This is a genomic window from Paenibacillus sp. p3-SID867, assembly GCF_025142895.1.
Classification (GTDB): domain Bacteria; phylum Bacillota; class Bacilli; order Paenibacillales; family Paenibacillaceae; genus Paenibacillus_AQ.
The window spans coordinates 134,224-156,059 of sequence record NZ_JAMBDM010000004.1 but is presented as its reverse complement, the minus strand read 5'-3'; the positions used below and the strand labels follow the sequence as shown (position 1 = coordinate 156,059).

Annotated in this window: 20 protein-coding genes; 17 read left to right on the top strand and 3 right to left on the bottom strand. The window is 50.3% G+C overall.

The genetic code is table 11. The annotated features are described in order from the left end of the window. Nucleotides 1-19 precede the first annotated feature (19 nt). The 17 genes from M4D81_RS09660 (at nucleotide 20) to M4D81_RS09580 (ending at nucleotide 18,710) form a co-directional block, all read left to right on the top strand. The gene (locus M4D81_RS09660) at nucleotides 20-2,857 is read left to right on the top strand and encodes a collagen-like protein (protein ID WP_260065914.1); all 2,838 of its coding nucleotides are present in this window, start codon (nucleotides 20-22) and stop codon (nucleotides 2,855-2,857) included. Between the two features lie 211 nt (nucleotides 2,858-3,068). Further along, the gene (locus tag M4D81_RS09655; RefSeq protein ID WP_260065913.1) at nucleotides 3,069-3,956 is read left to right on the top strand and encodes a PhzF family phenazine biosynthesis protein; all 888 of its coding nucleotides are present in this window, start codon (nucleotides 3,069-3,071) and stop codon (nucleotides 3,954-3,956) included. A 61-nt stretch (nucleotides 3,957-4,017) separates the two neighbouring features. After that, nucleotides 4,018-4,563, top strand: coding sequence for an STM3941 family protein (locus M4D81_RS09650; RefSeq protein ID WP_260065911.1), 546 nt, complete (start codon nucleotides 4,018-4,020; stop codon nucleotides 4,561-4,563). Then, nucleotides 4,560-5,489 (top strand): phosphotransferase family protein, encoded by a 930-nt coding sequence (locus tag M4D81_RS09645; protein ID WP_260065909.1) that lies wholly within the window; start codon nucleotides 4,560-4,562, stop codon nucleotides 5,487-5,489. Before M4D81_RS09650 ends, M4D81_RS09645 begins: the two co-directional genes overlap by 4 nt. Before the next feature lie 119 nt (nucleotides 5,490-5,608). After that, nucleotides 5,609-6,220, top strand: a complete 612-nt coding sequence (locus M4D81_RS09640; RefSeq protein WP_260065907.1) for a hypothetical protein — start codon at nucleotides 5,609-5,611, stop codon at nucleotides 6,218-6,220. 59 nt (nucleotides 6,221-6,279) lie between these two features. Beyond that, on the top strand, nucleotides 6,280-7,494 hold the full coding sequence (locus tag M4D81_RS09635) for a glycosyltransferase family 4 protein (RefSeq protein WP_260065905.1): 1,215 nt from the start codon (nucleotides 6,280-6,282) through the stop codon (nucleotides 7,492-7,494). 22 nt (nucleotides 7,495-7,516) lie between these two features. Further along, nucleotides 7,517-7,690 (top strand): hypothetical protein, encoded by a 174-nt coding sequence (locus tag M4D81_RS09630; RefSeq protein ID WP_260065904.1) that lies wholly within the window; start codon nucleotides 7,517-7,519, stop codon nucleotides 7,688-7,690. Nucleotides 7,691-7,713: 23 nt separating this feature from the next. After that, a complete protein-coding gene (locus M4D81_RS09625) occupies nucleotides 7,714-8,283 on the top strand; it encodes a class I SAM-dependent methyltransferase (protein WP_260065902.1) in 570 nt (189 codons plus the stop codon). A gap of 21 nt (nucleotides 8,284-8,304) precedes the next feature. Beyond that, entirely contained in the window at nucleotides 8,305-9,435 is a 1,131-nt protein-coding gene (locus M4D81_RS09620; protein ID WP_260065900.1) for a class I SAM-dependent methyltransferase, read from the top strand. A gap of 133 nt (nucleotides 9,436-9,568) precedes the next feature. Beyond that, a complete protein-coding gene (locus tag M4D81_RS09615; RefSeq protein ID WP_260065898.1) occupies nucleotides 9,569-10,459 on the top strand; it encodes a TIGR01777 family oxidoreductase in 891 nt (296 codons plus the stop codon). A 103-nt stretch (nucleotides 10,460-10,562) separates the two neighbouring features. Further along, nucleotides 10,563-11,072 (top strand): GNAT family N-acetyltransferase, encoded by a 510-nt coding sequence (locus M4D81_RS09610; protein ID WP_260065897.1) that lies wholly within the window; start codon nucleotides 10,563-10,565, stop codon nucleotides 11,070-11,072. A 21-nt stretch (nucleotides 11,073-11,093) separates the two neighbouring features. Next, a complete protein-coding gene (locus M4D81_RS09605) occupies nucleotides 11,094-11,228 on the top strand; it encodes a hypothetical protein (protein WP_260065895.1) in 135 nt (44 codons plus the stop codon). A gap of 132 nt (nucleotides 11,229-11,360) precedes the next feature. Then, nucleotides 11,361-14,696 (top strand): DEAD/DEAH box helicase, encoded by a 3,336-nt coding sequence (locus M4D81_RS09600; protein ID WP_260065894.1) that lies wholly within the window; start codon nucleotides 11,361-11,363, stop codon nucleotides 14,694-14,696. A gap of 53 nt (nucleotides 14,697-14,749) precedes the next feature. Next, nucleotides 14,750-15,322: a hypothetical protein gene (locus M4D81_RS09595; RefSeq protein ID WP_260065892.1), complete on the top strand. Its 573-nt coding sequence runs from the start codon at nucleotides 14,750-14,752 to the stop codon at nucleotides 15,320-15,322. Between the two features lie 90 nt (nucleotides 15,323-15,412). Further along, on the top strand, nucleotides 15,413-15,745 hold the full coding sequence (locus M4D81_RS09590) for a potassium channel family protein (protein WP_260065890.1): 333 nt from the start codon (nucleotides 15,413-15,415) through the stop codon (nucleotides 15,743-15,745). A 250-nt stretch (nucleotides 15,746-15,995) separates the two neighbouring features. Continuing rightward, nucleotides 15,996-16,613 (top strand): NUDIX hydrolase, encoded by a 618-nt coding sequence (locus M4D81_RS09585; RefSeq protein ID WP_260065888.1) that lies wholly within the window; start codon nucleotides 15,996-15,998, stop codon nucleotides 16,611-16,613. 27 nt (nucleotides 16,614-16,640) lie between these two features. Then, a complete protein-coding gene (locus tag M4D81_RS09580; RefSeq protein WP_260065886.1) occupies nucleotides 16,641-18,710 on the top strand; it encodes a peptidoglycan D,D-transpeptidase FtsI family protein in 2,070 nt (689 codons plus the stop codon). Between the two features lie 210 nt (nucleotides 18,711-18,920). Here the strand turns inward: M4D81_RS09580 and M4D81_RS09575 are convergent, their stop codons facing one another. The 3 genes from M4D81_RS09575 to M4D81_RS09565 all read right to left on the bottom strand — a co-directional run bounded on the left by M4D81_RS09575 (nucleotide 18,921) and on the right by M4D81_RS09565 (nucleotide 21,736). Further along, complete coding sequence (locus M4D81_RS09575) at nucleotides 18,921-19,952, bottom strand: glycoside hydrolase family 88/105 protein (RefSeq protein ID WP_260065884.1); 1,032 nt, start codon at nucleotides 19,950-19,952, stop codon at nucleotides 18,921-18,923. Between the two features lie 45 nt (nucleotides 19,953-19,997). Beyond that, a complete protein-coding gene (locus tag M4D81_RS09570) occupies nucleotides 19,998-20,774 on the bottom strand; it encodes a carbohydrate ABC transporter permease (protein ID WP_397376675.1) in 777 nt (258 codons plus the stop codon). A gap of 62 nt (nucleotides 20,775-20,836) precedes the next feature. After that, the gene (locus M4D81_RS09565) at nucleotides 20,837-21,736 is read right to left on the bottom strand and encodes a carbohydrate ABC transporter permease (protein ID WP_009589786.1); all 900 of its coding nucleotides are present in this window, start codon (nucleotides 21,734-21,736) and stop codon (nucleotides 20,837-20,839) included. Nucleotides 21,737-21,836: the final 100 nt, after the last annotated feature.

The window sequence follows — 21,836 nt, the reverse complement described above, 5'->3', positions numbered from 1 at the left end:
CGAGCGGCGGAGGTGCTGAATGCCTGAAGATAATCGTTCTAAAGTCACTCCGGCTCCTTTTAAGTCAAAGGACCAAGCGATAAATCACTTACTTGCTTCCATCGCGATGGAGGAGTTAGGGTTAAGTTATGTCATTCATGCCGAGGGAGAAAAGCTTCAGTATGTCCTTGGAACGATTCCGGGGTTAGCGGGTTCTCCAGCAACGGTTCAAGACCTATTAAAAGTGAATGAAAGCGTTAGGCATACGATTCAGGAAATTACAAAAAAGCAGTGGTTACTACAGTGTAAATTGGACAACGTGTTATCCGGCTTGATTACGCCAACGGGTTGGCATTGTGGGGCAAAGGAAGTATGGGGTGCGACCGGGCCGACAGGAGCTACAGGTGCCACAGGTCCAACCGGGGTTACGGGTGTGACGGGTGCTACTGGAGCAACTGGAGTAGCAGGCGCGACAGGAGAGGCAGGAGCAACCGGGGCAACAGGAGCGACAGGTGCGACGGGTGCAACTGGAGATCCGGGAGTAACAGGACCGACAGGGGAAGTAGGAGCAACCGGGGCAACCGGTGCAACAGGAGTGACAGGAGCAACAGGAGCTACAGGAGTAACTGGTGTGACGGGGGCTACAGGACCAACAGGAGATTCGGGGGTAACTGGTGCGACGGGGGCAACAGGAGTGACAGGAGCCACGGGAGCAACAGGTGAAAGAGGTGCAGCCGGGGCAACGGGAGTAACAGGGCCGACAGGGGAAGTAGGGGCGACCGGGGCAACAGGAGTGACGGGCGTCGCAGGAGCAACGGGTGTTACCGGGGCAGCGGGGGCAATGGGAGCGACAGGAGCTACAGGTGCTACTGGAGTCACGGGTACAACTGGGGTAACTGGTGCGACGGGGGTTACAGGAGCAACGGGTCCAACAGGAGATCCGGGAGTAACAGGACCGACAGGGGCAACAGGTGTGACGGGCTCTACTGGGGAAGTAGGGGCAACCGGGGCAACAGGAGTAACGGGTGTAACTGGAGACCCGGGAGTAACAGGACCGACAGGGGAAATAGGTGCAACCGGGGCAACTGGAGTAACAGGAGCAACTGGTGTAACGGGAGCAACTGGCGTTACGGGAGTAACAGGGTCGACAGGGGCAACAGGAGTGCCAGGAGCAACGGGGGCAACAGGTGTGGCCGGGGCAACAGGTGTGACGGGCGCTACGGGAACAACGGGTGCAACCGGGGCTACGGGTCCAACTGGAGATCCGGGAGTAACAGGACCGACAGGGGAAGTAGGAGCAACCGGAGCAACAGGAGTGACGGGCGCTACGGGAGCAACTGGAGTAACAGGCGCGGCAGGAGAGGCAGGTGCTACCGGAGTTACAGGAGTGACGGGCGCCACCGGAGCAACCGGGGCTATAGGAGTCACCGGAGCAACGGGTGCAACTGGAGATCCGGGAGTAACAGGACCGACAGGGGAAGTAGGAGCAACCGGGGCAACAGGGGTAACGGGCTCTACGGGAGCAACGGGTGAAATAGGTGCAACCGGGGCAACTGGAGTAACAGGAGCAACTGGTGTAACGGGAGCAACTGGCGTTACGGGAGTAACAGGGCCGACAGGGGCAACAGGAGCGACTGGCGTGACGGGAGCCACGGGAGCAACGGGTGCAATAGGTGCAGCCGGGGCAACGGGAGCGACAGGAGCAACGGGTGTAACTGGAGATCCGGGAGTAACAGGACCGACCGGTGAAGTAGGGGCAACCGGTGCAACAGGAGCAACTGGCGCTACAGGGGTAACTGGTGCGACGGGGGCAACAGGAGTGACAGGAGCAACGGGAGTAACAGGTGAAATAGGTGCAGCTGGGGCAACGGGAGAAACAGGAGCCACCGGAGTAACAGGAGCTACAGGTGCTACCGGAGTCACGGGTACAACTGGGGTAACTGGTGCGACGGGGGTTACAGGGGCAACAGGAGCGACTGGCGTGACGGGAGCCACGGGAGCAACGGGTGAAATAGGTGCAACCGGGGCAACGGGAGCGACAGGAGTGACGGGCGCTACGGGAGCAACGGGGGTTACAGGAGCAACAGGCGTGACAGGAGCCACGGGAGCAATAGGTGCAACCGGTGCAACAGGAGCAACTGGCGCTACGGGGGTAACTGGTGCGACGGGGGCAACAGGAGCAACGGGTACAACCGGAGCAACAGGAGTGACGGGCGCTACGGGAGCAACGGGTGTAACGGGAGCAACCGGGGCTATAGGAGTCACCGGAGCAACCGGTGTAACAGGACCGACAGGAGAAGCAGGTGCAATCGGAGCTACGGGAGCAACAGGAGCAACTGGCGCTACGGGAGTAACAGGCACAACCGGTGCAACCGGCGCGACAGGTCCGAACTTTGCAACGACAGGTTTTTCTGCTTTTCAAACTGCTTTGTCAGTGACTACATCTGCGCAGCTTGGAAATTGGACCGTGACGGCGCCCTATTATCCGGATCCAAGTTTTAATGCAACGACAGGGACCTTTACGGTACCTGCGACAGGAAGATATGCGATTAAGGCTACGATAAATTATTCTACATCAGCAGCAGTAACCGTATCTCTCGGAGCGGGAATCAATCCGGCTTTTACTGTACGCAGGACTTCGCCGATTGTCACGAATTTAATCAGTGGATTGTTTCCGCTGTTGAATGTCAACGTTGCCTTGGTTCTAACCTTAAGAGCGGTTCTGGGGAATGGCGCTGTAACCTTGGCTGGCGATGTGCAATTGAATGCAGGCGATGTGGTCGGCTTGTTCTACGACGCCAATGGTCTCACCATTTCGCTAAACCTCGGAGGAGCAACTTCATCTGGTATTGTCTGGTCGATATTCAGATTATCCTAATTTGAAGAGCAATGGACATCAAATCCGGCCATCCTTGGCCGGTTTTTTGATTACGTATAATCCCTAACGTGGGTCCGGATAAGCATGAGGTTTATCGGATGAGGGATGTTGTTTGAAATTTGGTCTGGATTTAACATATCCCCTAATGGTAAAATCTTCACTAATTTGGATAGCAAATCATAGACGGTGCAGAAAGAAGGGGCAGAGGAACATGAAATCCATAAACGTGCTTCATTACGATGCATTCTCCGTGCAGCCTAACAAGGGGAATCCTGCTGGTGTGGTTCTGAATGCAGATGATCTGACGGAGGAAGAGATGCAATCCATCGCTCGCAGCGTTGGATTCAATGAAACCACCTTTATCTTACAATCAGAGCAAGAAGATATCAGATTGAGGTATTTTACTCCGGGCCATGAAATGAATTTATGCGGCCATGCCACCATGGCATCCATGTATGCTTTAAAAACCAGGGGACTGCTGCCGGAAAAAGAAACCGTGTGGATTGAGACCAAGGTGGGCAGTTTGCCTATAGAATATCAAAATGCCGAGGGCCTGTTAACCATGAAGATGAAGCAGGATCACCCTCAGTTCATATCCTACGTGGGTGATGTAGACCGACTAGCATCATCGATAGGTCTGAAACGTGACGATTTGGACTTAAGTATGCCCATCGTCTATGGAAGCACGGGGATCTGGACATTGTTGGTCCCGATAAAAGGGTTGGATCATTTTGACCGGATGGTGCCTGATAATGCAGTGTTTCCGGACATATTAACCGAAAACCCCAAGGCCTCACTGCATCCTTTTTGCCTGGAAACGATGGATGCGTCTTCGTTCATGCACGCGAGACATTTCTCATCGCCGTATTCTGGCACCATTGAAGACCCGGTAACTGGAACTGCATCGGGGGTAATGGGGGCTTATTATTTGACTTACCTGAACTCTGAGTTATCCTCCGCTCGATTTAGTATTGAACAAGGCCAGGAAATGGGGAAAGACGGTAGAGTGCATGTTCATGTGAACCGTCGTAAAGAGACCATGGATGTCTATATTTCCGGTACGGCGGTGTTTGTAAAGGAATTCCAGGTTTGCTATTGATGGATGACCATCGAATGATAGAGTCATCGACATAAGTTAATTCATACAAGGAGTGCGACTCATGCAGGTACAAGAAGAAATAAAGATTTATCCTAAGGTAACCAAAATGCTAGTGGGCTCTTTGGCGTTTGTGCTGCTAGGCAGTGGATTGGTATACGGCGGGGTGACGTCGGACAACATGGTTATCGCCATTGTCGGAATCATCTGTGCGTTGTTTTTTGGCGCGGGACTGGTGTTTGCCGTCACCAAGCTGTTCCAATCGGCCCCGGCACTCTTGATCCATAAGGAGGGGTTCGTCGATAAATCCTCTTATGTGAGCGCAGGAGCCGTCGCGTGGGACGAAATTAAAAATATTCATATCTATCAGATAAAGAATGAGAAATTCATAGGAATTGAAGTTTATGATCCTGATCATCTGATGTCCAGGCACCCTGCCTGGAAGCGGAAGCTCATGCGTATGAATAAAGGCATGACGGGCTCTACGATTCATATTTCTGCATCGAGTATCTCCGCTAATATATACGAGCTGTTCCCTTTGATGTACCGAAGATGGAATGCGTCCAAATCGAACCCGGATCAGATGCTGAAGGAGGAGAACATGTTATGAGGACATTTAAGCCGGAAATGACTTTGGATATGGCGGTAAGCCATCTGAAGCATATTGAAGGGGAATCGGTAATGAATGTCACCCCCATCGAGATGGGGGAACTGAGCAAGGTGTTCAGTTACCGCAAGGGCGATGCCGATTATGTCATTCATTTTAAGGATAATGAGCATAGCCTTCATAAAGTGTTCAAAATCTACGATATGTACGGTGAACAATCCTTGCCCATTCCCCGAATCCACAAGGTAGGGAGAGTGGAGAATATTCATTACTCCATCTCGGACAGAGTATCCGGAACGCCGATAAGTGCTCTTGAACCGACGCAAATTCGAGCGCTCATCCCCGACATTGTCCATCAATTCATGCGGATCCGTCAGGTACATGTCGCGGATTCCCATGAGGGTTACGGCTGGATTACCCCGGAAGGCAAGGCTGTCCATCGTTCATGGCTGGACTACATCACGTCTGTTTTCGATGAGGAGCAAGAAGGCTTCTACCATGGGTGGCACAATCTGTATGAGAACAGCTTTCTGGAAAAAGAGTTTTTTGAAGAAATCTACCAAACGATGATCGAACGGGTTCGCTATTCGCCTCCGGAGCGATATCTTGTACATGGAGATTTCCATTTGGGTAATATGCTGGGAGAGAACGAGAACGTTACGGGGATCGTGGATTGGGAGATGGCCATGTTTGGCGACTTCATGCTGGATGTTTCTGTTCTTCATATGTGGTACCCGATGCTGGAGTTTCCAAGTAGGCTGCAGCAAGCCCTGGAGCAGCAAGGCGTAAGTATTCCATATTTTGAGGAGAGACTGTTAGGCTATCAACTGTTCAAAGCGCTGGACGGACTCCGTTTCTATGCGAAGAAGGATGATCCCCACAGCTATCAGTTTATGAAAGACAAAATTATATCTCTATTAAATCGATAGATCCCTACGGGGATCTTTTTTATGAGAGAAATGTGTGAAACGGTATAGTTAACTGACGAGTCCAGAATGATTGGCCAAGAATATAATGGACTAGGTTTAGTTGAAGGGTGGGAACGTCAATGCAGCATACCGATCGGGTAAGGAGCCGTGTACCGGATGGCACTCTAATTAGGGGCTTGTATTCTGCTGTTTATTTGGTTGAGCAAGGCAAGAAACGGCCCATTAGCGATATGGCGACTTTCCATTCGTACGGATTTACCGCGAAAAGTATGGTGGAATTGAATGAGTCGGTACTCGAAGAAATGGAGACCGGGTCACCCGTGAATATATCCGGGGATTTCATCCTGAACAGTCCTTCAACCCTTCTGGTAAAAAACAGCGGATCGGAAATCTATCTGTGGAGCGATCGGCGTCTCCATCCGATTATTTCCCACGAAATGTATCACAGGCTCCATTTTAATTATTCCAGCGTTGTCATCTTGCCGGACGAACTAATCGCTATACTCCCTCAAGGGGATATGATTCATGATGCATCCTTGCTCACGTCTTTTCTTATTAACGGCAGATTATACAGCGCTCCGAATGGGTCGATCTACTATGGGGAGCGGCATATGCTGCGAAAAATCGGAGGACCCGCCATCTTTGCTTTCTATCGGTGGAGAGTTGAAGAGATTGTTCATTTAACAAGTGAAGAGTTCCACAACTGCCAAATAGGGGAGCCGATCCTGTAAATAATTTCGCAGTATTAGAAGCTGTTTATGACGAAGTTTTTTCGGAAAGGGTGGGGTGCTTGAAGATATTGCTCGTGACGATATTCCTGATTCCTCATGTCGGTGGACTATGGAAGTATATGCTGCAGATCAAGCAGGGGCTTGAGGCACTGGGGCATGAGGTCGACATGGTCGGTGACAGAATTGATTGCTTTTATGTGTATGGAGATGATAACCGGAAGGTGTTCAAGAGTCATTATAAACCGATGTTGGAGGCGAATCTCCCAGCAGCATCCCCTATATTCTCGGATAATTGGGTCAGGCATGCTGAATCTGAGCGGTTATGTTTGGAGCTAACGCTTTCTTATTTGGACCTGGAGCAATACGATGTCATCCATGCACAGGATGTGCTGGCTGCGGCAGCCGTCAGTCGTGTGAAGCCAGCGGGCATACCCTTGGTAACCAGCATTCATGCTTCCGTGGCACTTACTATTTTGAATATGGTCCAAAATGATCAAGGGATTAAACCTTCCAGCCCATTACTCGTCTGGAATTATTATAAATCGATTGAGAATATCGGGGGCTCATCCAGCGATCAGTTGCTTCTGGCTTCCGAATGGCTGAGGGATGTCGTGGTATCGTACTTTGGTCTGCCGGTATCCCGGATCTCATTGATTCCCTATGCGATGGATATTCCAAGCTTCGAAGACAGGCTGAAGAAAGAGCACGAACTGACTCGACCCATGGACAAGAAAGTGATCATCTGCACCTCCAGACTCAGTCATGAAAAGGGCATTCATGTGTTGTTGGAAGCCTTGGGCAAACTCCATGCCTTTCGACAGGACTGGGAGTGCTGGCTTGTTGGAGACGGAGATCAGCGTGCATTGTACGAATATCGTGTTGGTCAGTTGGGTATGACGGGGGCAGTCCGTTTTTGGGGCTCGCGTGACGATGTTCCTGCGTTGTTAGGGCTGGCAGATATTTTTGTTATGCCAAGTCTGATGGAGACCCTCTCCTATTCTGTGATGGAGGCGCAGATTGCCGAACTGCCGATCGTTTCTTCGGATGCGGGCGGTCTTAAGGAAGCGGTACAGCATGAGGTGAACGGCCTTCTCTTTCAGACCGGGAATGACGATATGCTTACTGCACGTCTGAATATGTTGCTGGAAGATGAAGCGTACCGTAGGCTTCTAGGTAAACAAGCGCGGAAATGGGCATTGGCTCATCGTGGTCTGGATTCCATGGTGAAGCGAGTATTGGAGGTTTATCAAAAAGAGATAAGCAAGGCCCAGTAACCTAGGAAAGGGAGGAAGGACCATGCATTTGATAGAGGTACCCGGAGACCAGTACAGTCATTTGTTTCTGGTCAATCAATTCCCTTCGTCATTAATGGTGAATCAAATGGTGTGGGAGCAAACAGTAAGCCGGCTTCCTAAGGATTATTTCATACCGGATTACCGGATTATAAATATGATGATGAATATGAAATAGAATGATCGAATGGAGGTATGGGAATGGGAACATCTAACTGGCAGAATTTATCTTTTTGTGTGGATCTGATCCGGTATGTATCTCCGAAGTCCGTACTGGATGTCGGCGTTGGATTTGGCCGTTGGGGAATGATCTGCCGCGAATATTTGGATGTTTGGGAGGGGCGCGTATTCCGCACATATTGGGATACGCGAATCGAAGGGATTGAAATCTATCCGGTCAATATTGATTCATATCATTCCTGTTTCTACAATATCATCCATGTTGCGGATGCATTCGATCATGTACAAACGGAGGTTCAGCCAGGACAATTCGATCTGATCATTCTCGGTGACGTTCTGGAGCACTTTACAAAAGAGCGGGCGCTTGTGCTGCTGCAGACCTGTATTGAAAAATCCCGCTTCGTTCTGCTGAATGTTCCGATTGGAACAGACTGGCCGCAGGGAGCAGTGTACGGTAATGATTTCGAAACCCATTTGAGCTCATGGACAACGGAGGAGCTGGATCTGTTTCCCGTAGTCGACAAAAGGCATTTTAAGGATTACATTAACCGTGATTTCTCCACGTATTTGTTTTCGATGCCAGGCAAGTAGGCTAGAAGGGAGGTTTGCGCGATGTCATCTGAATCACATTTGCAGACCATGGTCACGAAAGTACCGCTGGAATTGTTATTTACGGATTTCATAGAAGAGGAACATAAAGCCGAAATTCCAAACTACACGGAAGCCTGGTATGAAGTTCATACAAGATATGCCGATCTTCCAATTATTCGGTTGTCACCCCATTTGCAATTGTACCGTTACCTTATGAATCTAGGTGGGGATCCGAAGTTGTATCTGGATTGGCATACCTCCATATATACCACCCGTGATATGAAGGTACCTATCTCGGATTATGATCTATTGGAACAGCGGCGCTTGCAATATCGCACGATGGCTGCCTTGTTCGCCAATGATAAGGAGCATTTCAACGAAGATCCGATTTTGGTCCAATACAACAGGAAAGGCGGTTATTTTCGTTTGAAAGACGGCCACCATCGAGCCATCTTTCAATATCTCAGCGGAGTTAGGCACGTCCCCGCCCGAATGACCGTTCGCGACTATGAGGAGTGGCAGCATACGGATGCTGTGAACCAGGTAACCGAGGTCTTTTCCCGCCATCTTCGAACCCTGATTTATACACCGATTTTGAATCCTCACTTCTTGCATTTGAAGAGTGAACGGGATGATGTCTATCCGACCCGTATGGATCTGATGATGGAGTATCTGGGTTCCTCATCCGTTCGAGGAAAAAGGGTAATCGATATCGGCTGCAACATCGGATTTTATGCCAGACACTTTACACGCCAGGGGGCTATCGTCACAGGCTATGAGCCAATGGCTGAGCATTACGAGCTGGCAAGGCAGCTGAACGTTCTCGAACGAGTTCATTTTGATCTCAAGGAGGAGCGGTTTGAACGCTCAAGTCTTACGGAAACATATGATATCGGGTTGCTTCTAACCGTATTCTATCATGTGATGGACGATCTGCCGGTAAGGGAAGCATTTCTGAGGTCATTAGATAAGAGCGTAATAGGGATCCTCTTTTGGGAATCCGGGGCCGAGCCGGAGAAGGAAAAGGCTATTTTGCTTAGGGGGACGCATTTTGACAGATATGAGAAATTGGGGGATACCGAAGGGACCGGGAAGAAAAGAGAATTTGGTGTTTTTCAGAAATCATCATACAAATCCGGCAGCGCTATATGAATGGAACATCTTCTATAAGGAAGGTGTTTTCTTTTTATTCTTGATTGAAAAAATGATATATTGTAAGAAACAAATAGATAAAATGGAATTTATAATGGGGATAAAACCTAGAGAAATGAGCTGATTCTATTCTATGAAAAAGATCGTTCTGGCCGGTGGAACAGGTTTTATCGGAACTTATCTTGCGAAAAAATTCACGAATGAGCAGCATGCACAAGTACTTATGATATCCCGACGGAAGGGCCATATCGCATGGAACGATCAAGAAGCGATCATCGCTGCTCTGGAGGGGGCGGATATGCTGATTAATCTTGCAGGTAAATCGGTCAATTGCCGTTACGATGAGGAAAATAAGAAGCTGATTCTGAAATCAAGAATAGATACAACGAATATACTCGGCACGGCTATCGAGGCATGCCGTACTCCTCCTCGTACATGGTTTAATTCCAGTACGGCCACGATTTATCGCCATGCTGAAGATAAGCCGATGACGGAGGAACAGGGTGAAATCGGGACGGGTTTCTCGGTTGAGGTTGCCAAGAAATGGGAGCGCGCTTTTTTCTCGTTCTCACTGCCTCAGACACGACAAATCGCTTTACGCATTGCCATCGTGCTGGGACCGGGGGGCGGCGTCATGACGCCTTATGTTAACTTGGTAAAATATGGCCTCGGTGGCGTTCAAGGTACAGGCAAGCAAAAGTTCAGCTGGATTCATGTGGAGGATTTGTGTCGTATGATCCTGTTTTTACAAGAGAGAGCAGAGCTGAGCGGGATATTCAATTGTGCATCCCCTCATCCGGTTACCAACAAGGAACTAATGGAACAGCTTCGGCTTGCATTGAATCGCAGAATGGGATTGCCATCCCCCAAATGGCTGCTTGAACTGGGGGCCCGGCTGATTCAAACCGAAACGGAACTCGTGCTGAAGAGCCGATGGGTCATTCCGGACAGACTCTGCAAGGCAGGATTTCATTGTACATACGATACGCTGAATAAAGCACTGGCTGACATCTTGAAGCGATAAGGTGATTTTAACGCTTGGTGGTTTTACGCATTGTAGAAATGATTGCATATGGAAACGGAACGGATAGAATGAATTTATTAGATGAGAGAGGGAGTGTACTGTAATGAATTCTGCGTTTACGATTATGGAGGTCGACCAATTAGAAACCGAAACGCATCATCAATTAACGGAATTATTGATTCGGGTAGTAGAAGATGGGGCATCGGTAGGATTCTTACCGCCGTTGTCTTACGATGAAGCTTCCGCTTACTGGGAGGATGTGCTTTGCCCAGGGGTTACCCTGTGGGTTGCCGTGCAGGATGGGCAGGCGATTGGCACGGTTCAGCTGCAGTGCGCCATGAAGGCAAATGGCAGACACCGGGCCGAGGTAGCAAAGCTGATGGTGGACCCCGCATCCCGTCGCGGGGGCATCGGCCGAGCATTGATGCTGCATCTGGAGCCGAAAGCCAAGGCAGAGGGCAGAACGTTGCTGGTCTTAGATACCCGGGAGGGGGACCCCTCCAACAAGCTGTATCAGTCTCTGGGTTACATACAAGCTGGAGTCATACCCGATTATGCCATATCCTCTAACGGCGAACTGGACGGAACGGTGCTGTATTACAAACGTATCTAAGCCACGAAACGGAGGGGTTGGATGGATCGAGATGAGCGATTCTATCGCAAATGGACTCAGATCCGGGCGAAGGGGAGAGCATGGAGAGGCAAAAACACCCGTTATGACAATTTGACCCGGTCTTATGAGAAAAAGCGGAAGAAGAACTTGCCGTAGCGGCGAGTTCTTTTTGTCTTCTGAGAACAGACGTCGATAGACGTTTTCTAATATCGGACGTCGGCATTACTAGCCTTTTCGCCCAACATGTTATACTGTTTTTTAGCAGCAATTAGAGAAGGGATTGTGGTTATGGGTTACCAGCTGACCGAACGGGTGATCAAGTTATTATGCGGAAAGACCTCCTACGATCGCGGCGGGGTTTTATATAGAGATGGACATGTTACGATGTTGAAACAAGATACGGACACTCGGAAATACGAGGCTGAAGTGACGGACCAGGAGCCGGGTATCGCCTATGCCGAGATTGACTCGAACGGGGATGTATTCACGGAATGCAGCTGTATCGATTATGGATTCTCCCGGAAGCGATGCAGACATATTGCGGCTCTGCTCTTGAATATCCGTGATATTGAGCAAACGGTGGAAGCACCAATCCGCCCTTATCCATCGTTATTACATCTTTCTGACGGCGGGAATAATGGAGACGGGCAATTAACACCTCGGTACTCTCCGGAGCATGAGAGAAGCTCGGACGAAGGGGAGCAGGATGCGCGGCTCAGCAGCCAGCTGCTCGGATTGTTCTCTTATTCTGCAGGCCGGAGGGCTACGGCAGCATCCAGGTTTGACACACGAGAAGTTCTGGAGATGGAGTTCATTTTCAAGTTATATCCTTACGGAAATCGGAAATACCTGTTCGGCGTTGAACTGCGAATCGGTAAGAAACGTTTGTACATCGTGCAGCGGATCCGAGAGTTTCTGGCGTGTGTAAAGCACGGAGAGGCCTGCATGTTCACGAAGAATTTCACGTACGATCCGGAGCAACACAGCTTTAAAACAGAGGATGATGATATTCTCCAGGAGCTGATTCGTATATACGAGCATGAAAGCATGTTTAAACAGTCACTGGACATGTATGCTCCGCATGGCAAAAACGGAAGCAGCGACCGAATGCTGATGATTCCTCCCACTTTTTGGCCTGAGGTAAGGGAACGATTATCCCATTCGAACCATTCCCTGTTGTCTTTGGACGGGATCCTCACGGATAAGCTGGAATTCGTTCAAGATCCGATCCCCCTTCAATTCGAGTTTGATGAAGCCGGGGACGATCACTACCTGATGAAGATTGAGGGATTGGAGCGAATGATCGTTCTGGAGGGCTACGGCCTCGTCATTGTGGACGGTAAGCTTATTCAGCTTGAATTGGATGCTTGCAGAAGACTCTCCGAGATGAAGCAGCTGCTTGAGAATTCGAATAAACCGCATATCCGGATTCAACCTGAGATGATGGAGTCCATTATGGAACGGGTGGTTCCGGGACTGATGAAGCTTGGAAGTGTCCACGTGGCACAGACCGTATCGGACCGCATTGTCAAAACGCCTTTGAAAGCGAAGCTCTATCTGGACCGGGTGCGTGGCCGGCTTTTGGCCGGACTCGAATTTCAATACGGAGAAATCACCATTAATCCGTTGGAGGGACATCGTGCAACACGCAGCAGCAGCTCAATCCTCGTTCGCGACGGAGAGCAGGAGCAGCGGATTCTTGAGCTTATGGAGAACGCCTCCTTTGCCAAAACGGATGGCGGTTTCTTCATGAACGATGAGGATGCCGAATACGATTTTCTGTATCATACGATCCCGGAGCTGGAGAAGCTGCTGGTGGTTTATGCAACGACAGCCGTGAAGGAACGGGTGCTTACTGAACCGATGGGAGCCAAGGTGCGGGTGGAGGTCGACGAACGGACGGATTGGCTTGAATTGAAGTTTGACATGGAGGGGATTCGGGAAGCCGAAATCCGGGAAATCGTCAAATCGCTTGAAGAAAAACGCAAATATCACCGGTTGCGAAACGGAGCGCTGCTTCCGCTGGAGAGCGCCGAGTTCCAGGCCATGGTTGCCTTAATGAACCGGGTAGGGCCTTGGTTATACGAAGGGGAGGGCAAACCGTTTAAAATGCCGGCAGTCCAAGGACTTCAGCTGCTGGATTGGGAAGAAGCGGGATCCACGGTTCAACTTGGCCGATCCTTACGCCGAATGCTGCAGCACGTGAAGAATCCGGATCATTTGGATTTTGCTGTGCCGCCGAGCCTCGAACCGGTCCTCCGGGATTATCAGAAGTTTGGCTTCCAATGGATGAAGACGATGGCCCACTACCGCTTCGGCGGCATCTTGGCCGATGACATGGGCCTCGGTAAAACCATTCAGAGCATTGCTTTCATTCTGTCGGTGCTCCCGGAGATCAGAGAGCGTAGCGAACCTGCACTTATCGTTGCGCCTGCCTCACTGCTCTATAACTGGTTTAACGAGCTCCAGAAGTTTGCGCCCGAGATCAATGCCGTCATTGCCGATGGCACGCAGACCGAGCGGACTAAGATTATACAGGATGCGGGGAACGCAGATGTCATCATTACTTCGTACCCGCTGCTCCGCAGGGACGTTGAGCGGTATGCGAAGCTGCCGTTCTTAACGTTAATTCTGGATGAAGCCCAATTCTTCAAAAATTACACAACGCAAACGGCTCAGGTTGTCAAAACGCTTCATGCCCGTTATCGGTTTGCACTGACAGGCACACCGGTCGAGAACCGGCTGGAGGAGCTGTGGTCCATATATGATGCCGTATTCCCGGCACTCTTTGGAGATCGAAAAGCGTTTCAGGAATTGCCGAAAGAAACCGTGGTGAGGCGGGTGCGTCCCTTCCTTCTTCGCAGGCTGAAATCGGATGTGCTCAAGGAGCTGCCGGAGAAGATCGAGACGGTTCAGGCATCAAGCCTGCTGATCGAACAGAAGAAGCTCTATACAGCCTATCTTGCGAAGTTAAGACAGGAGACGCTCAAGCATTTGGCGCAGGATGGATTTCAGAAAAGCCGGATTCGCATCCTGGCGGGCATTACCCGTCTGCGCCAGATCTGCTGTCACCCGGCCCTATTCGTGGAAGGCTATGAGGGCAGTTCGGCCAAGTTTGAGCAGCTCCTGGAAACCATTGAGGAATGTCGTCTTGCAGGCAGAAGGATGCTGGTATTCTCCCAGTTTACGGGGATGCTGAATCTGATTGCCGGGGAGCTCGGATATCGGGGGATCCCGTTTTTCTACCTGGATGGACAGACTCCGGCATCGAAGCGGGTGGAGCTGTGCGAACGCTTCAACGAGGGAGAACGGGAAGTGTTCCTCATCTCGCTGAAGGCAGGCGGAACGGGACTGAACCTGACCGGGGCCGATACGGTGATCTTGTATGACCTGTGGTGGAATCCGGCTGTGGAGCAGCAGGCGATGGACCGGGCCCATCGCATCGGACAGAAGAAGGTGGTGCAGGTGATACGGCTGGTGGCTCAGGATACCATCGAGGATAAAATGGCTGCTCTGCAGCAGAAGAAGAAGGATCTGATCGAGGAACTGGTTCAGCCGGGAGAAGAGTCGCTTCCAAGCTGGACCGAGGCGGAGATCCGGGAGCTGTTGTCCCTTCAGAGCTAAACTCATGGGTATGGATGGCGCTCGATTGCAAAAGATGACAAGGAGTTGTTGTTTTGAAAAAAACAATGTTTCTCATACTGGCAGCCGTGTTGGTCGTCATCAGTTACATGCCGCTGTTCCTGGGTGGATATGTATACAATGAAGAGCAGGCCTTGCGGCGCTTGCATCCTGCGTATACCGGGGATAAGTTATACGAGAGAATAGGGGATCATCACAAGCTGATCGTCTGGCATGATGGCAACGTGAAGATGGTCACCCTTATGGAAAGTAAATGGGGACTGCTGCACCGTGCTTCGAACTCGGTCGTTCTGGAACGGGGATCCGAAGATGAACCCTTTACTCGGATCTGGTCGGCTAGCCGTCGCGGGGAGGATATGTATGATACCTTACTGGCGGTCGAGACTTCAGAGAACGAGAGCAGGAAGATCATCGTGACCAATGAGCCATGGGATGATGAGCCGATCGATGATCTGGATCAGATCAAAGCCTTGTCCGGGGTCTACATTGAAATGGACGTCGAACAAGGATATGCCGTTCATTATGAACAGCTGCCTGCCGATCAAATCGGAGGTTTTATATTTCGAAGTATCGATTCCGAAGGGAATATTCTCTCCGTTCATCCTTAGCTCATGGGCGGAGAACATAAACGCTGATATAATAGCTGTATAAGATTGATGTTACGTATACTCCAGTTATAGAATAGGACGGTTTCCGGGATGATATCTTTTTTACTAACGTTAAAACGTCTTTTCAGCGGTCTGTTTCGAGCGTTTAAGCAGCGGTATTTTGTAGCGCTGTTTGTTCTGATTGTCATTATGCTCATATCGGGCACGATGTTTTATACCAGGCAGGAAGGGCTATCGGTGCTGGATGCTCTGTATTTCTGCGTAGTGACTTTAAGCACGGTAGGTCATCCGGAATTCGTGCCGCAGACGCCGCTTGGTAAAACATTCACGATGGTCTATATTGTCGTCGGAACGGGTTTATTCCTGGGGATGGCCGGACAATTGGCGTATGCCTTAATCCGAACGAATCAAAGGGATGAGTAGGACCTAAGGAATTCCGAATGGAAAATAGGAAACGCCCAGGTGATTGAGCTGTGACCCGATATGTGGAAGGTTCATAGAATAACTGTCTGGACTTAACTAGCAAGCAGATGACCTCTGAATTTGTTGTCAGGGGTCATCTTTTTTATGCCAGGAAATATGTTATAATTTTGAAATCAAACACTTCCATTATAAACCAATCGTGGGTAGCAGGCGTTATATATATGAGAAGAAATCGAAGAGGGATGAATCTATGACACTCAAATGGTTGGATTGGGCAAAAGAGATACAGGCGATCAGCCAGGCCGGACTGGAATATACGAAGGATGTCTATGACATGGAACGGTTTGAGCAGCTGAGGGAGCTTAGCATCGAGATCATGCATGAGTATACGGAAGCAGGCGACGAGAAGATCCGTACGCTGTTTGCGAGCGAAACCGGATACCAAACGCCGAAGGTGGATGTCCGTGGCGTTATTTTTCAAGACGGAAAGCTGCTGCTGGTGAAGGAAAAGGCCGACGGGGCTTGGGCGCTGCCGGGAGGATGGGCGGACGTCGGTCTATCGCCTGCCGAAGTTGTTGTGAAGGAAGTGAAGGAAGAAGCGGGTTACGACGTGCGTGCAGGGAGGCTGCTGGCCGTATTGGACAAGAAATTTCATAACCATCCGCCTTCGGCCTTCCACGTGTACAAAATGTTCATTCAGTGCGACATTACGGGCGGAGCTGCAGGCGTGGGGACCGAGACGTCCGCTGTCGGTTTTTTCCGGCAGGACGAACTGCCTCCGCTGTCTGAGGAACGGAATACGAAGGAGCAATTGCAGCGAATGTTCGAATTCGAGAACAACTCGAATATGCCGACTTGGCTGGATTAATACAGATAACAAAGGAGCGTAGACAATGTGATCGGCTTTAAACCTTATAAAGACGTACCGGATGAATCAGAAACCAGGCGTAAATTCCATGGACGGATCAATATTTTCTTTTTCAGCGCATTTTTAATCTTTTGCGTCATTATCGTTCGCCTTGCCATATTACAGTTCGTGGAGGGACCGGAGCTGGCAAGCCAGGAAACCGGGGGGGAGCAGAAGCATTTCCCGCTGCAGCCGATCCGGGGGTCCATCATCGATGCATCCGGCACCAAGCTTGCATACTCTACGGCTTCAAATTCACTCTATATCACGCTCATGAAGGATTACAGCAAGAAGACGGACAAAGGAAAAGAAAACCGGCCGGAAGCGGAGGAGATGGCGAAGCGGCTTGTCCAGGCGTTTAACAAGTATGGGGACCCCAAGGCGGAACCGATAACGGTGAAGAAAGTGATTAAAGACCTGGATTTGGAATATATTAAGCATCATGGTTATGAACCGAGACGCATCAAGACGGATTTGACGAAGGAAGAGATCGCTTATTTCATGGAGAATCGTGCCAAGTTTCCCGGCATCCAGATCGTGGAGGAGAATGTAAGGCACTATGATCCGGATACGGTGGCCGTTCAGACGATCGGGTACTTAAAGAAGTTCAGAGGCTCCAAAGACCTTAAGGTTTATGAGGCTATTGATCAGAGCAACAAGGATCAGAAAAATCCCGGCTTGATCTACACGGAAGAAGAGTGGATTGGCTATGACGGATTGGAGCAGATGTTTCAGGAAGAACTGCGCGGCAAGAGCGGGTATCTCAGCATTCCGATCAATCCGCAGAATATGGTGGACGGCGTACCGACGATGATCGCTCCCGAAAAAGGCCTTGATATTCACACCACGATTCATAAAGACATTCAGCTTGCCACGGAGCAGGCCATTATGGATCAGCTCCAATATCTTCATACTCATCCGGTATCGGGTAAGTTACATAAGGATGCCTTAACCGGATATGCGGTCGCCATGGAGGTGGATACCGGTAATGTAGTCGCGATGGCGAGCATGCCCGATTACGACTCGAATGTGCGGGTAAATGGTGGCAAGATTACGCAGGATGTCGTAGACTCGTCGGGAAACGGGACTATTACGATCTATGGATCAGGTCGCTCGGGAAACGGCTTTGAATCCATGATCTTTCTCGGTTCCGTCATTAAACCGCTGACGGTGCTGATCGGGCTTAATGAGGGGTTATTTGGCATTAATGACACTTATCCTGATCAAGGGTACGCCACCATAGGTCGGGAAGGAAGCGAAACGAGGATATCCAACTCGGGCGGTCATCGAAACGGCCCCATCAAGCCGCAGTTAGCGATTCAGCAATCCTCGAATGCTTTTATGATTGATATGATCGGCAAAAGGCTTGTCAATAAGTATGGCGGGGAGAAGGGCGTTACGGTCTGGGATAAGTATATGGAGAAGTTTGGTCTTGGCGTCGTAACGGGGAGCGGTTTGCCCAACGAGCATAAAGGATTGAAAAATTATACCGATACAAAAGCAGCGGGAAGTAATCTGGCGGCGTTAGCCTACGCTTCCTTCGGTCAGCAGGGTAAATACACCCCTCTACAGCTTGCTCAATACACGGTGATGCTGGCGAATGAAGGCAAGCGCATCAAGCCGCAGCTGGTCAGCAAAATCACGGACCAGGATGGCAAGATAATCAAGAAATTCGGGCGCGAGGTTCTGAACGAGGTCGAGTTCCCCAAAGCGTATTGGCAGACCGTCAAGCGGGGGATGAATACGCAGGGGCTGGCAGCCTTCGAAGATTTTAAATATGATTTTGCCCGCAAAACAGGTACATCCGAGCAATCATATAAAGGTGTTAACCTTGATAACGGCGTCTTCATCGCCTTTGCTCCGCGCGACAACCCGAAATTGGCGGTGGCCGTGGTTGTGCCGGAGGGCGGCTTCGGCTCGCAAAGCGCCGCGCCGATTGCAAGGAAGATATTCGATGCTTATGACGAAGTCTACGGACTTGACGGAACGCCACATCCGAACAAGACTGAAGAGCAGACGAAGGATGGCGGCGAAGAAGAGACAGGGGACAATCGATAAGAAACGTAGACGCAGAATCGCGTTAAGATTAGTGATGGGAATAGGGGCGATAAAGCAATGATTTTGAATGTAATTATTCTTGTTACAGCTGTCCTGTTAACCGGTTATTTTTCAATAAAATATCGCTTGTGGAAACGCATATAACGAAAAGGCAGGCTGTAGAGGCGAACTTGATCCTCTCCAATCCTGCCTTTTTTGTATCCCATTCAATCAATAAGGATTGCTCCTGATCTTCAGTACTTCCGCGAGAAAGGTAAGGGCTAAGCCTTGACCCCAGCCCTGGATTCGCTTATCGGGCACGCCTCTGTAACCTGCGGCGTCTTTCATGACGGCCGTTCCCGCGGATACGCCGGTTACGGTGCCATCCTCAGTAATCTTGGCCAAGATGCCGTCAATCGATTTCTGCGTGTATTTATTATAGATGCGTCCCTTGGTCAGCAGGGCGGCGGCGATGCCAGCCGAGCCGGACGTTTCAAGCGGAGACTGCGGATCGGTCGTGATCGTATGCCACAGGCCGGATTCATGCTGCAGCCGAACCAGGGTGCTGAGCTGGTCACGCAGCGATCCTTCGATGATCATGAAGGAAGGATGCGTAACCGGCACGAGCTCCAGGGCGCGAGCCATCGTAATGGCGGCCCAGGCATTGCCCCGGCACCAGAAGACGCCTGACATATGGTTGCCGGCGATGTTGTCCCAGCCGTGGTAATACAGATTCGTGACGGGATCCTGCAGGCAATCCTCATGGCCGTGATACTGCTTCAAGCCATCCTCGAAGTAATCCTCCCGGTCCAGCATCACCCCGATCCGAAGCAGGAAGTAGCCTGCCATGAACATTGTATCGACCCATGCCTGCTCCGGAAAGTTATACGTTTCGGAGTTCACCGTATGCTGAAAGATGCCGTTGCCGAAACGCAGTGCATCATGCGTGAGATACTCGGCCATGTCCTTCGCTGTTTCGATATACCGCTCATCTTCATAAACCTCGTATAAGGTCAGCAGGGAGTGGCCGATGGAGACGCCGTTGACGGACAGCTTGGGCAGACCCTCTTCCATATTTTCGTCGACCCAGGCTTTCAGCTGTTCCAGATATTCCTTTTTGCCGGTGGCCTTGTAGGCTTCGCATACCCCGTAAAAGGCGACCCCGCCCGGCCAGTCCCAGCTGAAGTCCATGCGAAAGGTCCGGTCAACCACGCGGTCTATAACATTCTCAATCTGTTGATCATCAAATACAAGTGCAGGCATGATGAGAAACTCCCTTCATATTCTATTTGCTTCTATCTGTATGAATTACCCTTTCAATCCCGTCGTGCTGATCCCTTCCACGATATATTTCTGGAAGATAAAGAAGACGATGACGACCGGCAGCAGCGATAAGGTAGCCATAGCAAACATGCCGCCCCAGTTATTAAGCGACTCCCCGTCAAGGAACAGCTTCAAGGCAAGTGACACCGGGTATTTCTCCGGATTGTTCAAGTAAATGAGCGGATTGATGAAATCATCCCATCTCCAGTAGAAGGAGAAAATCGAGCACGTGATCAGAGCGGGTACGATCAATGGCACAACGATCCGGAAAAATATCCCGTATTTGCTGCATCCGTCAATCTTGGCGGCTTCATCCAGTTCCTTCGGAATGGTGCGGATAAATTGCATGATCAGGAAGATGAAGAACGGAATGCCAAAGAATTGGGGAACAATTAATGGTTTGAAGGAAGACAGCCAGCCGAATTTGGCGAACATGACATACTGCGGAACGATCACAACATCATGAGGCAGCATCATCGTAATCATCATGCAGGCGAACCAGAATTGCTGGCCGAAGAACTTGGTCCGAGCCAGGCCGAAGGCGACAAGCGCAGAGGAAGCGACGGCACCGATGGTGGATATGATGACAATGATATAAGAATTTTTAAAGAAGGTACCGAAGGTAGTCCCGGCAAAACCCTTCCAGCCTGTAGCATAATTCGAGAATTCCAGCCGACTCGGAATCAGGCTGTAAGCCGTCGTGAATATTTCATGATTGGGCTTAAGCGAGCTGGCGACCAGCCATAGAATCGGATAAGTCATGCCGAGGGCGAACAATCCGACCAGGGTATGGTAGAGAACACGTCTGGATTTGGTCATAACCGTCAATCTCCTTTCGACTCGTAATGAACCCAGCGGGTGGATGATCTGAAGATGAGCAGGGTCAGGACACCAACGATAATGAGCATGATCCAGGCAAGCGCCGACGCGTATCCCATCTCAAAATGCGAGAACGCCTTGCGATACAAATAGAGCGAATAGAGCAGCGTCTGGTCCAGGGGCCCGCCTTCTCCGCGCGAAATAATGTAGGCCGGAGTGAAGGTCAGGAACGCCGAAATCGTCTGGAGCGTCAAATTAAACAAAATAATGGGGCTGAGCATAGGCAGCGTAATCTTGAAAAAGCGATGGACCGCATTGGCACCGTCCACGCTGGCAGCCTCATAGTAATCCTTCGGGATATTTTTCAAACCAGCCAGAAAAATGATCATCGAGGAGCCGAACTGCCAGATAGACAAGGCGATTAGTGTCCATAGCGCCGTACTCGGATTCCCGATCCAAGAGGTCGTGGAATGGATCCCGAAGAGCGAAAGGGCAGAGTTCACGAGTCCCTTGTCGCCAAAGATCTGCTGCCACATGATAGCCACGGCCACGCTTCCGCCAATGAGAGAGGGCAGGTAGAAGGCGGAGCGGTACAACCCTACGGCTTTGGTTGCGGTATTCAGAATCATGGCAACGAAGAGGGCGAATATGAGTCGCAGGGGAACGCTGGCGAATACATAGGTGAATGTGACCTGAAAGGACTTGCCGATTTTGTCGTCCTCCAGAAACAACCGCTCATAATTCCCCAAGCCCAGCCATCTTGGCGCTTCCATCAGATTGTAATTGGTGAACGAATAATACAGGGACGACAGGATTGGATATAAGGTAAAGATGAGAAAACCAAGAACGAACGGCGCTGAAAACACGTAACCGGTGATGTGCTCGTTCTCACGGAGCCTCTTCATAGATTTCAACCCCTACGATTCAGATTTGGTTGCGCCCCGTGCAGGGGTCACTGATGTAAAAAGGCATCTCTTGCACGGGAAAGACGTGCCGGAGATGCCT

What these genes read in the sequence shown, in the direction of transcription:
- M4D81_RS09565 (WP_009589786.1), bottom strand. Translation starts at nt 21,736, where the DNA reads ATGAAGAGGCTCCGTGAGAACGAGCACATCACCGGTTACGTGTTTTCA.
- M4D81_RS09610 (WP_260065897.1), top strand. Translation starts at nt 10,563, where the DNA reads ATGAATTCTGCGTTTACGATTATGGAGGTCGACCAATTAGAAACCGAA.
- M4D81_RS09650 (WP_260065911.1), top strand. Translation starts at nt 4,018, where the DNA reads ATGCAGGTACAAGAAGAAATAAAGATTTATCCTAAGGTAACCAAAATG.
- M4D81_RS09645 (WP_260065909.1), top strand. Translation starts at nt 4,560, where the DNA reads ATGAGGACATTTAAGCCGGAAATGACTTTGGATATGGCGGTAAGCCAT.
- M4D81_RS09600 (WP_260065894.1), top strand. Translation starts at nt 11,361, where the DNA reads ATGGGTTACCAGCTGACCGAACGGGTGATCAAGTTATTATGCGGAAAG.
- M4D81_RS09575 (WP_260065884.1), bottom strand. Translation starts at nt 19,952, where the DNA reads ATGCCTGCACTTGTATTTGATGATCAACAGATTGAGAATGTTATAGAC.
- M4D81_RS09585 (WP_260065888.1), top strand. Translation starts at nt 15,996, where the DNA reads ATGACACTCAAATGGTTGGATTGGGCAAAAGAGATACAGGCGATCAGC.
- M4D81_RS09655 (WP_260065913.1), top strand. Translation starts at nt 3,069, where the DNA reads ATGAAATCCATAAACGTGCTTCATTACGATGCATTCTCCGTGCAGCCT.
- M4D81_RS09625 (WP_260065902.1), top strand. Translation starts at nt 7,714, where the DNA reads ATGGGAACATCTAACTGGCAGAATTTATCTTTTTGTGTGGATCTGATC.
- M4D81_RS09640 (WP_260065907.1), top strand. Translation starts at nt 5,609, where the DNA reads ATGCAGCATACCGATCGGGTAAGGAGCCGTGTACCGGATGGCACTCTA.
- M4D81_RS09660 (WP_260065914.1), top strand. Translation starts at nt 20, where the DNA reads ATGCCTGAAGATAATCGTTCTAAAGTCACTCCGGCTCCTTTTAAGTCA.
- M4D81_RS09615 (WP_260065898.1), top strand. Translation starts at nt 9,569, where the DNA reads ATGAAAAAGATCGTTCTGGCCGGTGGAACAGGTTTTATCGGAACTTAT.
- M4D81_RS09620 (WP_260065900.1), top strand. Translation starts at nt 8,305, where the DNA reads ATGTCATCTGAATCACATTTGCAGACCATGGTCACGAAAGTACCGCTG.
- M4D81_RS09605 (WP_260065895.1), top strand. Translation starts at nt 11,094, where the DNA reads ATGGATCGAGATGAGCGATTCTATCGCAAATGGACTCAGATCCGGGCG.
- M4D81_RS09590 (WP_260065890.1), top strand. Translation starts at nt 15,413, where the DNA reads ATGATATCTTTTTTACTAACGTTAAAACGTCTTTTCAGCGGTCTGTTT.
- M4D81_RS09570 (WP_397376675.1), bottom strand. Translation starts at nt 20,774, where the DNA reads ATGACTTATCCGATTCTATGGCTGGTCGCCAGCTCGCTTAAGCCCAAT.
- M4D81_RS09630 (WP_260065904.1), top strand. Translation starts at nt 7,517, where the DNA reads ATGCATTTGATAGAGGTACCCGGAGACCAGTACAGTCATTTGTTTCTG.